The following is a 14,445-nucleotide window of genomic DNA, read 5'->3' on the forward strand; positions in this document are numbered from 1 at the left end:
GGCGGGATTGGAGCGCGCCGCCGCGCCGCGGTCCAGAGCCCCGGGTGCGTCGAGGACGGGGTCCTCAGTTGAACGACATGCCGCCCGAGAGCGCCACGGTCCGGCCTGTCATCAACACATTGCCGATTTCGGCCGCACCGCCTTGGCCCATGCCGGGAAGACCCAGCGCCGCATCGTCTCCGCCTGGATCGGCACGGCCTACGCCCAGGAGGACGCCGGAGCTGCTCATACCCAATGGCGGACCGTGGCCGACCAACTCCGCCCCAAGGTGCCCAAGCTGGCCGCCCTGATGGACCCGCCTCGGAGGACGTCCTCGCCACCCTGCACTTCCCCGCCGCGCATCGGGCCAAGTTGCTCAGCACCAACCCGATCGAGCGACTCACCGGCGAGATCAAGCGCCGCACCGACGTCGTCGGCATGTTCCCGAACGAGGCTGCCGCCGTCAGGCTGATCGGTGCCATCCTGCTCGAGCAGTCCGACGAATGCGCCACCCGGCGGGCCCGCACCATGACCCTGGAGACCATCAGCGCCATCGGCGATACTGCACCCGTCAGCCTGGCAGCCCTGGCATCCTGACAAGGCGGATCAGCCCGCCCAGGAGCACAGCTCCTACACCACGCGTCGGGAGACAGCCCCGTACCGTCTCCGCGCAGGCCAGCGTACTGACGGCATGCAGCCTCGCTGCGGCGATTCGGCGAGAGCATCGCGCCGCCGCACGACATGCCGGGATCGACGCGGCGCGGGCGCGCCCGTCACGCATATCCCCCCGCAGGGGAAACGCCGCCCGCTCGCCGGGAGACCTCGGTCCTGTTCCAGGGCAACCCCGGCGCCCGCGGCGCGGCGGTGTCGTAGGCGCGGGCCATGGCGGAATAGAGCCTGATATAGTCGGCCGCCATCCGTCGGCTCGTGAAGCGCCGCTCGAAGCACCGTCGCACGCCGAGACGATCGATCTCCCGGAGCTTCCCCACCGCGCTGACCGCGGCATCCTCATCCGGCACGACGAAACCCGAGATCCCATTCTCCAGCACTTCCGGAACCGAGCCGTGCGGATAGGCGATGACCGGCGTGCCGCAGGCCATGGCCTCGATCATCACCAGTCCGAAAGGTTCGGGCCAGTCGATCGGGAACAGGACTGCAGCGGCGCCGCCGACGAACCCGCCCATCTCGGACTGGCCGATCTCGCCGATGAACTCGACCCCGCCGTCGCAGAGCAGGGGACGGATGCGCGCCTCGAAATAGGCCGCATCCGCCTTGTCCAGCTTCGCCGCGACGCGTAGCGGCAGGCCGGCGCGTCGGGCGATCCGGATCGCGCTGTCGAGCCCCTTCTCCGGGCAGATCCGGCCGAGGAAGGCCAGGTAGCCATCGTGCTGCGGGTGCGGCGCGAGCAGGTCTGCCGGCAGCCCATGATGCACCGTACCGATGAACCGCCCGACCGGTAGCAGTCGCCGCTGGTGGTCCGAAATCGCCACCAGCGGCGCGTCGGGGAAGACGCGGAACAGGGCATCCAACTCCGGCAGGTCGAGCCGGCCATGCATGGTGGTGAGGTGCGGCAGCCGCACCGCGGCGAGGGCCGGCAGGTGGTAGTGGTCGATGTGGAAGTGCAGGACATCGAACTCCGCGGCGCGCCGCAACACGTCCTGCACGAGTTGCACATAGGGCGCGACCGGGTCGCGCGCCTGGCCGCTCAGCCGCAGGCCGCAATCGACGGTCGGGATCAGGCGCGCACGGGTGCGGCTGTCCCCGCTGGCGAAGAGCGTGACATCGTGCCCGAGCTCAACCAGGTCCTCGGTCAGGTAGGATACGACCCGCTCCGTGCCGCCGTAGCGCAATGGCGGCACCGCTTCGGCCAGCGGGGCGATCTGGGCTATGCGCATTGTTCGCCGTTCCTCGCGGTGTCGCGTCCATCTCCGTTTCCGGACTCCATGGCCAACCTGACCGTGAAGCGTGCGCCGGGCGGGGTGCCGTCGATCTCAAGCCGACCGCCGAGCGTCCGGGTGAGGTGGTGCACGAGACGGATGCCAAGGCCGCCGGCGGACCCACGCAGCACGCTGTCCGGAAGTCCCGGCCCGGTGTCGGCGACCAGCAGGCGCAGCGTGTTGTCGGGCCCGGGCGCCAGCACGACCCTGACCTCGCCCATGCCATAGGGCGTGATGCCGTGCTTCACCGCATTGGTGACCAACTCGGTGACAATGAGGCCGAGGCCCAGGATGCGGTTGGGCTGGAGCGGCACATGGGACGCCTCGACGACCACTGCGCGGGAGGTGGGCAAGCCGAGGGAACGCGACAGGTTCGCGCAGAGGTCGTGCAGGTAAGCGCCGGCCTCCAACTCGCCACCGTCGTGGCGGTGCAGACGCTCGTGCACCTGCGCCACGGCGCGCACGCGCCGGCTGGCCTGGATCAGGCCGTCATGCAGCACCGGTACGTCGAGGTGCCGCCGTGCCTGCAGGTGCAGCATCGCGGCGACGAGCTGCAGGCTGTTCTTGATACGGTGATGGGCCTCATTGACCAGCAGCTCCGCCGGGTCAAGTCGCGGCACGTATGGCGCGTCTTCGGGCGGTGGAGCCGTCCACTCCTGCGTATTCGCCAACTGGATCAAGGTACACCTCTCCCCCGCGGGACCGAAGGCCTGGCCGCCCGCCGAAACCGGTCGGGCACAGGACGGGCGGGCGTGCGACAGCCGTCGTGCGCGGCATGTATGCATGCCGCACAAACCTCGTCGCCTCTGATATCTCGTGCGTGGGCCGCCAGGCACATCCGCAACTCTCACCGCCGTCCTGCACGGACTGAAGGCCGAAATGCGCAATGCGGCTAGGCGGTGGCGATCCCTAGGGAGAGGTGCGGAGTCGCCCGGTTCATCACTTCGGCGCCCCGGCCCGCGGGCCGGCAAGGCCGGCCGCGGCGGCCAGCAGCACCGCTTCCGACAACGAACGCACGCCCAGCCGTTCCATGACATGCGCACGATGGATCTCCACCGTCCGCGGGCTGATGCCGAGCCGGCGCGCGATCTCCTTGTTGGTCTCGCCGGCGACGATCCCCTCCAGCACTTCGCGCTCCCGCTGCGACATGCCCGCGATGCGGAGGCGGGCCGCCTCCGCCCGGCGGCCCGTCTCCTGCGCGTCGCGTACCTTGGCGAGCGCGGCCGCGACCGCAGCAAGCAGGTCCTGCGGATCGTGCGATCCTTCCAGCCAGTCCGCCGCTCCGGCCTTCAGCGCCTGCACGGCCGTCCGGACGTCGCCGGCCTCGCCGGCCACGACGATGACCGGCAGGTCGATGCCGCGGGCCTTCAACTCACGCGGGACCACCAGGGCTTCCTCGCCACAGCCGCCGAGGTCGAGGACCGCGCAGCCCGGCAGCAGCATCGGCGCGACCTCGAGGAAATCGCCCGGCGTGGCAAAGGTCTTCACGTCGTAGCCCGCGCCCTGCAGCAGCGCCGCGATGCGGAGGCGCGACGCCTCCCCGCCGTCGACCACATAGATCCAGGCCCCCTCGACACGGGTGATGTCGACCGTGATGCCGCCGATGCGGTGGACGCGCCCAAGCTCGTCGCGGATGGAAAAGGCCGTGTCCCGGACCCAGCGTACGGCGCCATCGGGACGCAGCACGCGGAACTCCTGCACCGCAGGCTCGCCCTGCTGGACGCGGCGGAGCGAGTCGAGCACGGCGGCGCGATCATCGGGGTGGATGGTCTCGGCCCAGCTCGCCAGGTCGTCCGGCACCGCGTCGCGCGGCACGCCCCAGATCCGCTCGACGGCCGGGCTGCGATACTCGATCCGCATCGCCTCGACATCGACGATCCAGAGCAGGTCGGCCGAATGTTCGGCGAAATGCCGGAAGCGCTCCTCGCTGGCCCGCAGGCGCTCCTCGACCCGCCTGCGTTCGGTGACGTCGAGAGCGGCCCCGACGAAATCCACCGCCCTGCCGTCCTCGAAGGTGGTCTGGCCATGGGTGGATACCCAGCGCTCCACGCCGTCCCCGATACCGATGACGCGGTACTCGAGATGATAGACGCCATCGCCGGCGGGATCGGTGCAGGCGGCGATGGCCGCCTCGACCTGCGGCCGGTCCTGCGGGTGGATACCCCTTAGGAAGGTGCCCTTATCCACCGGAACGCCGGGCGGCAGGCCCCACATCCCACGCAACCGGTCGTCCCATTCCAGCGTGTCGGCGGCCGGGTCCCAGCGATAGGGGCTGAGCCCGACGAGATCGACCGCGGCCTGGAGCCGCGCGTCGCTGCGGCGAAGCCGCTCGTTCGTCTCCTGCCGCAATCGGGTCAAGGCGAGCAGCGCCTCCACCCGCGCGATCAGCTCGCGCGCCGAGAAGGGCTTCACCATGTAGTCGTCGGCGCCGCTCCGCATCCCCGCCATCCGCGCCTCCTCCCCGGCGCGGGCGGAGAGCAGGATGGCAGGCATGGTCGCCAGCCGCGGCGCCTGCCGCAGAGCCGCAACCAAGGCAAGCCCGTCCCGTCCCGGCATCATCACGTCGGCCAGCAGGAGATCCGGCGGCGCGAGCCTGGCCGCGGCGAGCGCGGCATCGCCGTCCGCCACCGCATCCACGCTCCATCCCGCCAGCGTCAGGAGGCCGACCAGGTAGTCCCGCATGTCGGCATTGTCGTCCGCGACCAGGATGCGTGGCCCGGGCATTGGGCCCTGGCCGGCGGCCGAAGCCGCCGCCTGCCTGGCCGAGCCCGGCAGCCAGCGGCGCGCCTCCTCGAGGAAGGCCGCGCCGCCCGTCGCGGTGGAGGCCAGGGATCGCGGCCGGCCGACTTGATCGGCGGGCAGATGCGTGGTGCCGAAGGGGATGGTGACGGTGAAGATCGTACCCTCGCCCTCCCGGCTCTCGACCGAGATCCCGCCGCCATGCAGGCGAGTGAGTTCCTGGATCAGCGCGAGGCCGATGCCGCTGCCCTCGTGCGAACGGCTGCGCTGACCCTCGACGCGATGGAAGCGTTCGAACAGCCGCGGCAACTCGCCGGCCGGGATGCCGACGCCGCTGTCGACGACGCGAAGCTCGACGCCCGCCGGTACCGTGCGCAGGCCTACCGCGATGTGACCGTCGAAGGTGAATTTGAAGGCGTTCGAGACCAGGTTGAGGACGATCTTCTCCCACATGTCCCGGTCGACATAGACCGGTTCCGGCAATGGCAGGCACGCGATCTCGAGCACGAGGCCAGCGCTGTCGCAGGCCGATTGGAAGCTTGCCGCCAATTCCGCCGTCAGCTTCGGCAGATCCGTCGGCTCGTAGCAGGCCTGGGCGCGGCCGGCCTCGATGCGGGAGAAGTCCAGCAGGGAGTTCACCAGCCGCAGCAGCCTGCTCCCGTTGCGCTCTGCGATCTCGGCCATGGCATGGGCGTCAGGCGGCAGCGCGCCCGCCGGCTTCGCCAGGAGCTCCCGCAGGGGGCCGAGGACCAGCGTGAGCGGCGTCCGGAACTCGTGGCTGACATTCGAGAAGAAGGCGGTCTTCGCGCGGTCGAGTGCCGCCAGGGCCTCGGCACGGCGGCGCTCATCCTCGAAGGCGCGTCCGCCGGCGATGGCCCTCGCGGCGTGCTCGGCCACCAGCTCGAGAAAATTGCGGTACTCGGCGTCCAGGACCTGGCGGGGACTCGTCCCGATGATGAGAAAGCCGGCCGGCTGCTGCCAGGTCGGCGCCGGCAACGGCAGGACCACGGCCGTGCGCACCGGATCGGGCCATAGCGGCGCGGCGACGGTGCCGGCCAGGGGCCGGATGTCGGGCACGATGACGGCATGGCCGCTCGATCCCGCTTCGGCCAGCGGCCAGCGGGCCGCCGCCAGCTGAAGCACCGGGGGAAAGGCGGACGCGTCGGACGCCAGTTGGGTGACGGCGGCGCGATTCGCCATCGCGCCGTCCCTGTCACAGAGGTAGACGGCGGCGAAAGCGATGTCGAATGCGTTGTCCTGGAGCACGCTGGCGATGTCACGGCAGGCGTCATCGGCTGTCCGTTGCTGCGGCGCCGTCACGCCGAGTGCGTGCAGCGTCGAGAGCCTGCGCTCACCGACGACCCGCCGCGTCGTTTCCGTACAGACGCAGAACACTCCCTCCACGCCCTCCGCGTCGGCGCCGAAGATCGGGCTGTAGCTGAAGGTGACGTAAGTCTCCTCACGCGGCAGCTCGCGGTCGAAGAAGAACCGGTAGTCCTCGACCCAGGTGGCCCGTCCTGCCGTGGCCTCGGCAAGCATCGGGGCGATGTCGTCCCAGATCTCGGCCCAGGCCTCCTTGCCCGGCGCACCCAACATTGCGGGGTGCTTGGCCGCGCCGAGGAACGGGACATAGGCGTCGTTGTAGAGAATCCTCAGCTCCGGCCCGACCCAGAGGAGAATCGGGAAGCGGGATTGGAGACAGAGACTGACCGCCAGCTTTATGCTGTTCGACCAGGACGCAGGTGGCCCGAGCGTCTTCGACCAGTCCCGGTCGCGGATCAGGGCACCGAGCTCTCCCCCGCCGGCGAGGAAGCCGGCGGGGTCGCTGCCGGGTGACGTGCTGGCCGACTCGCCCAAATCCGCACTCCCTTCCGCGCCGCGCGAGCCGCCATGCATGTTCTTGCGATAAGGAAATTGCCGTCACTTAGTAGGACCGTCCGACACCGTCTCTGCGCGAACAGGTCAGCACTGAACGCCACGGGACCGGGCCTGTTGCAGGCCGCCGCGGCCATTGTTGCGGTCCGCGTCGGCGGTCGCGCTGCAGGACTGCTTAGGGATTTCACCTAGGGAACGGAGGGACCGTGCCGCACGTCTCGCGCCGCACGGTAGCGGAGGCAATGCGATGAAGGCCCTCGTCTGGCATGGCAAGGAGGACATCCGGTGCGATTCCGTGAGCGATCCACGGATCGAGCAGCCGCGCGATGCCATCGTCCGCGTCACCAGCTGCGCCATCTGCGGCTCGGACCTGCATCTCTTCCACGACTTCATCCCCGCCATGCTGCCCGGTGACATCATGGGCCATGAGATGATGGGCGAGGTCGTCGAGGTCGGCGCTGGCGTCGACGGGCGCCTGAAGAAGGGCGAGCGGATCGTCATCCCCTTCACCATCATCTGTGGCGAATGCGACCAGTGCCGGCGCGGCAACTACTCGGTCTGCGAGACCACCAATCGCAAGAAGCACCTGGCGGACAAGGTATTCGGTCACACCACGGCGGGCCTGTTCGGCTACACGCATCTGACGGGCGGCTATCCCGGCGGGCAGGCGCAGTATGTTCGTGTGCCCTTCGCCGATGCGACGCATATCAAGGTGCCGGACGGTCTGACGGACGAGCAGGTGCTCTTCCTCGGCGATATCTTCCCGACCGGCTGGCAGGCCGCCGTGCAATGCGACATCCAGCCGACCGACACCGTCGCCGTCTGGGGCTGCGGCCCGGTCGGGCAGATGGCGATCCGCAGCGCGGTGCTGCTCGGCGCGAAGCAGGTCGTCGCCATCGACCACATCCCGGAGCGCCTGAGCATGGCCGAGGCCGGCGGCGCCATCCCCCTCAACTTCAAGGAGGACAGCGTCGTCGGCCGGCTGAACGACCTGACCGGCGGCAAGGGTCCGGAGAAGTGCATTGATGCGATCGGCATGGAGAGCCATGTGACGCTCTCGCAGCCCGACAGCGTCCTCGACCGCGCGAAGCAGATGCTGATGCTGGAGAGTGACCGGCCGCATGTGCTGCGGGAGATGATCTATGTCTGCCGGCCGGCCGGCGTGCTCTCGATCCCCGGCGTCTTCGGCGGCTTCGCCGACAAGGTGCCCATGGGCATGGTGATGAACAAGGGCCTCACCATCCGGACCGGCCAGACGCATGTCAACCGCTGGACCGACGACCTGCTGCGGCGGATCGAGGACGGCCAGATCGACCCGTCCTTCGTCGTCACCCACACCGTCCGGCTGGAGGACGGGCCTGAGATGTACAAGGTGTTCCGCGACAAGCAGGACAGTTGCATCAAGGTTGTTCTCAAGCCCTGAAGCCGGGAGGCGGTCATGACCCTTCTTTCGAGTCTGTCGAACATCACGCGCTCCGAGGGCGATCCCAAGGTCCTGCGCTCGGGTCCGAGTTCGCTCGGAAGCTCCGACCGGCTGGCGCGCGGGCTCGGCTGGTTCAGCATCGGCCTCGGCGTCGCAGAACTGGTCGCGCCCCATGTCATCACGCGCACGCTCGGCCTCGAGGGACGCGAGGGGCTGGTCCGCGCCTTCGGTGTTCGCGAGATCGGCCATGGCGTGATGTCGCTGTCGGTGGACAAGCAGGTCGGCGTCTGGAGCCGGGTCGGCGGCGACCTCCTCGACATCGCGACGGTGCTGCCGGCGCTGAGCCCGTCCAACCGGCAGCGCGGCAATGCCGAGCTTGCCTTCCTGCTGCTCCTCGGCATCACGGTCCTCGACCTGGCCTGTGCCCAGAGCGTCTCGACCCGGCATGCGCGGCCGCGGGGCGCGGTGCGGAGCTATGCGGATCGCAGCGGCTTCCCACAGGGCCTGCCGGAGGCACGCGGCGCCGCGCGGCGCGACTTCCGGACGCCGCCGGACATGCAGGCGCCGCCAGCCCTCGCACGCGCGGTCGCGTGACGGTCGGACCGCCGCACTGCCATCGCCGGCCCGGGATTCGCGGATCGGGGCCGGCGCTACGGACAATGGGAAGACAAGCATGGACAGGATGCAACGACATCCCGCGCGCGACGCCCTGCAGGGCGTATTGCCGGCGCGGAACCTCGGCGATGCGGAACGCATGGCCTCGGGGACGGCCGGCGTCGCGACCCTCCTCTGGGCCGTGCGGCGGGGCGGCGTGTCGGGTGGCCTCGCGGCGCTCGCCGGTACCGCCATGCTCGCCCGGGCCGCCAGTGGCTACTGCCCCGTGACGGAGGCGACCAGCGCCAAGCCGGCGGAGCGTCGCATTGCGCAGAAGCAGGGCTGGCGTTCCGCCGCGGCGGTGGTGCGCAGCGTGACCATCGCCCGCCCGCCGGAGGAGGTGTACCGGTTCTTCCGCGATGTCGCAAAGCTGCCGCGCTTCCTGCAGCATGTTCAGCAGGTGACGGCGATCGACGAGACGCGCTCGCACTGGGTGGTGCGGACCTCCCTCGGCCACACCATCGAATGGGATGCGATCATCACCGAGGACCGGCCGAACGAACGCATCGGCTGGCGCTCCGTCCCGGAGGCGGACATCCGCACCATCGGCTGGATCGAGTTCCGCCCGGCGCCGGGCGACCGCGGCACGGAGGTGCGCGCCTCCATCGCTTACGAGCCGCCGGCGGGCCAGCTCGGGCGCCTCGTCGCGCAACTCTGGGGCGAGTCGCCAAGCCGGCAGGCCTATGACGACCTGCGCCGGCTGAAGCAGGTGCTCGAGACCGGCGAGGTGCCGACGCCGGCGATGCGGCGGGCCGATGCCGATGCCGCCATGCCCGCCGCCGCCTGAGGAGGGACACCATGCGCGCCATCGTCTGGAACGGCGTCAACGACTTGCGCGTCGAAACGATGCCCGACCCGGAGATCGTCCGGCCGCACGACGCGATCGTGCGGGTGACCTTGTCCTCGGTCTGCGGTTCGGACCTGCACCTGCTGGGAGGCTACATCCCGGCCATGAAGCCCGGCGACATCATCGGCCACGAGTTCATGGGCGAGGTGGTCGACACGGGCAGCGAGGTCGAAAGGATCCACAAGGGCGACCGGGTGATCGTCGTCTCCATCCTCGGCTGCGGACAGTGCGAGCATTGCCGGCGCACCGATTTCTCCTGCTGCGACAACACCAACCCGAAGCCGCTGATGGCGGAGGCGGTCTGGGGCCACAGCCCGGCCGGCATCATCGGCTATAGCCATGCACTTGGTGGCTGGGCCGGCAGCCATGCCAATTTCATCCGGGTGCCCTTCGCCGACGTGAACGTCTTCAAGGTTCCCGAGGAGATTCCCGACGAGAAGGCGCTCTTCGTCTCGGATGCCTGCCCGACCGGCTTCATGGGCGCCGACCTCGCCGGCATCCAGCCCGGCGACATCGTCGCGGTCTGGGGCTGCGGCGGCGTCGGCCAGATGGCGATGCAAAGCGCGCGTGTCCTGGGCGCCGAGCGGGTGTTCGCTATCGACCGTTTTCCCGAGCGGCTGCGCATGGCGGCCGAGCACTGCGGCGCGGAGCCGCTGAACTACGAGGAAGTGGACATCCCGGAGGCGCTGACCGAACTGACCGGCGGCCGCGGGCCCGACCGTTGCATCGACTGCGTCGGCATGGAGGCGCACGGCACCGGCGTCGGCTACCTCTACGACCTCGTCAAGCAGCAGGCGCTGCTGACGGAGCGCATCGTCGCGCTGCGGGAAGCGATCCTGTGCTGCAGGAAGGGCGGCACTGTTTCGGTGATGGGGGTCTACGGCGCCTTCGTGGACAAGTTCCCGATGGGGGCGGTGGTGAACAAGGCGCTCACCATCCGCTCCGGCCAGCAGCACGGCCAGCGCTACGTGGAGCGGCTGTTCGGCCATATTGCGCGCGGCGAGATGGATCCCTCCCACCTGCTGACGCATCCGCTTCCGCTCGAGCAGGGACCGCGCGGCTACGACCTTTTCAAGAACAAGAAGGAAGGCTGCGTCAGGGCTGTGTTCAGGCCCTGACCAGCGCATTGCATCACACGAAAGGAGACCATGGCATGGCCGATGGCAATCTGGATGGGTTGAAGGTGGCGATCCTCGTCACCGACGGCTTCGAGCAGGTCGAGATGACCGAGCCGCGGAAGGCGCTCGACCAGGCAGGGGCGAATACCAGCATCGTCTCCCCCAAGGAAGGGCACGTCCGCGGCTGGAATTTCACCGAATGGGGCGACAGCTTTCCGGTTGACGTGCCACTTGCCCAGGCGCGCCCCGAGGATTTCGACGCCATCCTGCTGCCCGGCGGCGTCATCAACCCCGATACGTTGCGCATGAACGAGGGTGCCGTCCTCTTCGCGCAGGCATTCCTCGACGGTGGCAAGCCGGTGGCGACCATCTGCCACGGTCCCTGGACGCTGATTGAGACCGGCAAGGTGAAGGGACGCCGGCTCGCCGCCTGGCCCTCGTTGCAAACGGACCTAGAGAATGCCGGCGCCGAGTGGGTCGACAAGGATGCAGTGGTGGACGGCAATCTCGTCTCCAGTCGCAAGCCGGATGACATTCCCGCCTTCAACAGGGAGATGATCGGCCTGTTCGGCCGCACGGATGCACGGCAGGCGCAGCAGCGCGCATCGTGAACCGCGATCAGCAATGGCCCTCGGCGACGTCGTGATCCCTATCCGATAAAGGCGTCGCGGCCTGCCTGCGCTCGGTTCGTTGGGGCCAGAAGACAGCGGACTTGTCTCGCGAGCCGGGAGGCGAGGAGCGGGGGAGGCCCGTGCCCAGGCCGGATGCGCGGCCGGGCGACCGGGTCAGTGAGCACACCGGGCGTAGGGGCCGTCCGGTGGACGACGGCTTTGACCGTGGCGTGGTCGACTTGGATGGGAACTCCCGATATCGCTCTGGTCAATATGGAGGAGGCCGGGATGATGGCCTGGCTGGAGCAGGCGCTGGGCGCTCTCCTCGTTATAGCCGTCCTGCTCGACGTCTTTCTGACGGTGCTCTATGCGCGCGCTGGTACCGGCATCATCAGCAGTCGGCTGGCACGCCTGACTTGGGAAGCATTTCGCCGCGTGTCCCGGACCTTTGGCCCATACGGCGGCCATGTCCTATCCTTTTGCGGTCCGGCGATCCTGGTGCTGCTGGTGGTGACCTGGGCGCTCGCGCTCACCTTGGGCACCGCTCTCATCATGCATCCGCATCTCGGCTCGGCCATTATCGCGCAGGGTGGCGAGACGCCGACCGATTTCATGACGGCGATCTATGCTGGCGGCATCAGCATGGCCATCGTGGGCTCCAGTGACTTCGTGCCGCAGACAGCCGCTTTCCGGCTGGTCTACCTGTTCAACGCACTGGTCGGCACATCCGTCGTATCGCTGACGCTCACCTACGTCATGCAGGTCTACAGTGCCCTGCAGCAGCGGAACCTGCTTGGCCTGAAGATTCACCTCTTCACCGCCGAGACGGGCGATGCTGCCGAACTGCTTGCCCATCTCGGGCCGCGCGGCCAGTTCAGTGCGGGCTATTCGGACCTGGCGGAGCTGAGCTCCGAGATAAGCCAGATCAAGGAGGCGCATCACTTCTACCCCGTGCTGTTCTACTTTCGCTTCGCCGAGCCTTACTACTCGGTCTCACGATCCACTCTGGTGGCGCTCGACACGGTGACGCTGATCAGGAGTGCTCTGGATGACGGGCACGCCGCATGGCTGAAGGAGTCGGCAGCGGTGGAGCAACTCTCGCGAGCTTCCCTGATGCTGGTGACGATGCTGGAAGAGACATTCCTCCCTGCGGCGGCGCCTGGCCGACGGGCTTCGCCTGACGGCGAGGTATTCGACCCCGATCGATGGCGTCTTCGGTACTCCTCTGGCCTGGAGCGGCTCCGTCATGCAGGCATCGGGACTGTCTCTGACGGGCAATCGGGCGCAGAGACATATGGCGCGTTACGCTCCCGCTGGGATCGTCTTGTGACGACGCTGGCCTCGGCTATGGCCTATGGCATGGACGAGATCGACCCTGCCGGTCGCTGCCCCCTTCGGACCGAATATGGTAAAGGTGGTGTTCGTCGAAGTGGCGTTCTCTGAGAACTTGGCGGCGGCGCAGGATTTGGATGAGTTCATCAAACATTCCAGCGCTCTGTGCGAGAGCCGTAACTATCACCCTGGAAAGGGGGATAGGTCGAGACCGTAAAGAATCCATGATCTCTGCGCGGCGACGATCAGAGAGTGCTCGCTCCCGGCTCTCTTTGCCGTCCCACTTCTTCCTGTAGGTTCACTTTCTGGTTCGGCGCGTGGCGCCTGGAACCGCAGGTTGCTCCAGGGGGGCGCAGGAACCTCGGGAGTGCGCGGGCGGAGCGGGCCGGAATTTCTCTCCCTGATGGCGGATTTTCCCCAACCCTCGGGACTTGGCTGGTCTGATCCCAAGGTTCGAACCAAGGAAAAAGCCTGATTCCGAGCGGCAAATCGCAGAATGGTTGGAAGCCTGAATGCCCAGGCGCTCGGCACTGGCAACGAACTTCCCCTGCAACCTTATGGCCTGTTATCTCCTGAGGCGCTTTCCTATCAGGGGTGGATGATGGAGAATCCAGATATTCACCTTCTGGGCGACGCGCGATGGGCGGAGTTGAAGCCGCTGATCAACGAAGTCCGGCCGCACCAGACCCTGCGGCAGACGATCGAGGCCATTTCTGGCGGCACAGACCTTCATTCGCTGGGGCTATCTCGGCATCTGGGAACGCCTGCTCGACCTTGTGCAGCAGCGCGGCATCGCATTCGGCATGAGCTTCCTCGACAGCACGAACCTGCGGGCGCACCAGAAGGTGGCGGGCGCCAAAGAAGGGGGGCCGACAGCGTCGAGCGAGACCGCCGTGAGGCGCCTGGCCGCTCACGTGGCGGCTATGGCACCAAGGCCTGCGTGATCGCGGACGGTCGCGGGCCTGCCGTTGCCTTCGCGCCCGCGCCCGGCCAGGCGCATGAGTTGCCGACGGCGCCGGACCTGCTGGACTGCCTGCCCGACCTGCCGGGCTGGGTGGTCGGCGACCGCGGCTCCGCCTCCGACGCTTGCCGCGAGCGGGTCTGGAACATCGGCGCCTGTTCCGCCATCCGGCCGAAGCGCGCCGACGCACCGGTCGCCTGCCGAGCGTGGATCTACAACGACCGGCACCGGGTCGGGAACCTCTGGGCACGCCCGAAAGAATGGCGCGCGGTGGCAACCCGCTACGAGAAGACCGCCCGATCATTCCTCGGCGTTCCCTGCCTCGCCGCCACCTTCGATTGGCTTAGGAGCTGACAGGCCACAGTGTTCGCCGACCAGCCGGCTTTCGATGGCGAATGGCAGTGGATGCTGAAGGCTGCGGGACCGAAGCCCATCCCGGTGCACGACGTGGTGCAGCACGATGGTCGCGCATGCTGGCCTCTCCTGGCCCACTTCGCAGATCGGGAGGGGGCGCAGGTTGTGCCTCGGGGGCGGAAGCTGGAGCGGGTGAGGGGAATCGAACCCCCATCGTAAGCTTGGAAGGCTTCTGCTCTGCCATTGAGCTACACCCGCGAGCCGTAAAATCGACGGCTGTCGATTGACCGACACTTGCCGCGCTGATAGTGCACCGGCCGGTCCCGGGCAAGGGGAGCCGGTTGGGCTAGAGGTGAAGATCCGGGAGGTCCAGGCGGCAGCCCAGGAGGCGCGCGGCGGTCGGAGTGGGTTGAACGGTGTTCCGTCCAATCCAAATATGCGCTTTGGGACACATATACTTGAAGGGTTTCCCGGCGCATTGCAGCTTTCCAAGCTGGTTGTGCGGGTTCCGGTCCCGTCACCTGCTCCATCGCGCGCGGGCCTGACGGGTTCGGGGTGGAGTGTCGCCCAGGCGCCGATGGTCGGTCGCACGGGCCAGATCGGGTGAAGCGGAGC

General features: G+C 68.4%; 9 protein-coding genes, 1 tRNA gene and 2 pseudogenes. 8 read left to right on the forward strand and 4 right to left on the reverse strand.

The window, feature by feature from the left end:
* Positions 1 to 127: 127 nt before the first annotated feature.
* Positions 128 to 576: pseudogene (locus tag Q7A36_RS26390) on the forward strand (transposase); the annotation flags it as partial.
* A 176-nt stretch (positions 577 to 752) separates the two neighbouring features.
* Here the strand turns inward: Q7A36_RS26390 and Q7A36_RS26395 are convergent.
* The 3 genes from Q7A36_RS26395 to Q7A36_RS26405 all read right to left on the reverse strand — a co-directional run bounded on the left by Q7A36_RS26395 (position 753) and on the right by Q7A36_RS26405 (position 6,512).
* Positions 753 to 1,874, reverse strand: a complete 1,122-nt coding sequence (locus tag Q7A36_RS26395) for a glycosyltransferase family 4 protein (RefSeq protein ID WP_305106757.1) — start codon at positions 1,872 to 1,874, stop codon at positions 753 to 755.
* The gene (locus tag Q7A36_RS26400) at positions 1,865 to 2,596 is read right to left on the reverse strand and encodes a sensor histidine kinase (RefSeq protein WP_305106758.1); all 732 of its coding nucleotides are present in this window, start codon (positions 2,594 to 2,596) and stop codon (positions 1,865 to 1,867) included. The genes Q7A36_RS26395 and Q7A36_RS26400 overlap by 10 nt, the downstream gene beginning before the upstream one ends.
* Positions 2,597 to 2,855: 259 nt before the next feature.
* The gene (locus Q7A36_RS26405; RefSeq protein ID WP_305106759.1) at positions 2,856 to 6,512 is read right to left on the reverse strand and encodes a response regulator; all 3,657 of its coding nucleotides are present in this window, start codon (positions 6,510 to 6,512) and stop codon (positions 2,856 to 2,858) included.
* Positions 6,513 to 6,777: 265 nt separating this feature from the next.
* Here Q7A36_RS26405 and Q7A36_RS26410 point away from each other — a divergent pair, with 265 nt between their 5' ends.
* The 7 genes and pseudogenes from Q7A36_RS26410 to Q7A36_RS26440 all read left to right on the forward strand — a co-directional run bounded on the left by Q7A36_RS26410 (position 6,778) and on the right by Q7A36_RS26440 (position 13,830).
* Positions 6,778 to 7,953: a zinc-dependent alcohol dehydrogenase gene (locus Q7A36_RS26410; RefSeq protein ID WP_305106760.1), complete on the forward strand. Its 1,176-nt coding sequence runs from the start codon at positions 6,778 to 6,780 to the stop codon at positions 7,951 to 7,953.
* A 15-nt stretch (positions 7,954 to 7,968) separates the two neighbouring features.
* Positions 7,969 to 8,547 carry a hypothetical protein gene (locus Q7A36_RS26415; protein WP_305106761.1) on the forward strand — a complete coding sequence of 193 codons (579 nt, stop codon included), beginning with the start codon at positions 7,969 to 7,971 and terminating at the stop codon, positions 8,545 to 8,547.
* An 88-nt stretch (positions 8,548 to 8,635) separates the two neighbouring features.
* Positions 8,636 to 9,394 (forward strand): SRPBCC family protein, encoded by a 759-nt coding sequence (locus tag Q7A36_RS26420; protein ID WP_305106762.1) that lies wholly within the window; start codon positions 8,636 to 8,638, stop codon positions 9,392 to 9,394.
* An 11-nt stretch (positions 9,395 to 9,405) separates the two neighbouring features.
* Positions 9,406 to 10,572: a zinc-dependent alcohol dehydrogenase gene (locus tag Q7A36_RS26425; RefSeq protein WP_305106763.1), complete on the forward strand. Its 1,167-nt coding sequence runs from the start codon at positions 9,406 to 9,408 to the stop codon at positions 10,570 to 10,572.
* 65 nt (positions 10,573 to 10,637) lie between these two features.
* Complete coding sequence (locus tag Q7A36_RS26430; RefSeq protein WP_370655711.1) at positions 10,638 to 11,183, forward strand: type 1 glutamine amidotransferase domain-containing protein; 546 nt, start codon at positions 10,638 to 10,640, stop codon at positions 11,181 to 11,183.
* 288 nt (positions 11,184 to 11,471) lie between these two features.
* A complete protein-coding gene (locus tag Q7A36_RS26435) occupies positions 11,472 to 12,626 on the forward strand; it encodes a potassium channel family protein (protein ID WP_305106765.1) in 1,155 nt (384 codons plus the stop codon).
* 490 nt (positions 12,627 to 13,116) lie between these two features.
* A pseudogene (locus Q7A36_RS26440) lies at positions 13,117 to 13,830 on the forward strand (IS5 family transposase).
* A gap of 184 nt (positions 13,831 to 14,014) precedes the next feature.
* On the opposite strand, the gene Q7A36_RS26445 reads toward Q7A36_RS26440, so the two are convergent.
* Positions 14,015 to 14,088: transfer RNA gene (locus tag Q7A36_RS26445), tRNA-Gly, on the reverse strand.
* Between the last annotated feature and the right edge of the window lie 357 nt (positions 14,089 to 14,445).

Source organism: Paracraurococcus lichenis (genome assembly GCF_030657435.1).
Classification (GTDB): Bacteria; Pseudomonadota; Alphaproteobacteria; order Acetobacterales; family Acetobacteraceae; genus Paracraurococcus; species Paracraurococcus lichenis.

Bases quoted from the DNA above. Each gene is read 5' to 3' on its own strand.
- Q7A36_RS26395 (WP_305106757.1), bottom strand. From the start codon at position 1,874: ATGCGCATAGCCCAGATCGCCCCGCTGGCCGAAGCGGTGCCGCCATTG.
- Q7A36_RS26425 (WP_305106763.1), top strand. From the start codon at position 9,406: ATGCGCGCCATCGTCTGGAACGGCGTCAACGACTTGCGCGTCGAAACG.
- Q7A36_RS26420 (WP_305106762.1), top strand. From the start codon at position 8,636: ATGCAACGACATCCCGCGCGCGACGCCCTGCAGGGCGTATTGCCGGCG.
- Q7A36_RS26435 (WP_305106765.1), top strand. From the start codon at position 11,472: ATGATGGCCTGGCTGGAGCAGGCGCTGGGCGCTCTCCTCGTTATAGCC.
- Q7A36_RS26415 (WP_305106761.1), top strand. From the start codon at position 7,969: ATGACCCTTCTTTCGAGTCTGTCGAACATCACGCGCTCCGAGGGCGAT.
- Q7A36_RS26410 (WP_305106760.1), top strand. From the start codon at position 6,778: ATGAAGGCCCTCGTCTGGCATGGCAAGGAGGACATCCGGTGCGATTCC.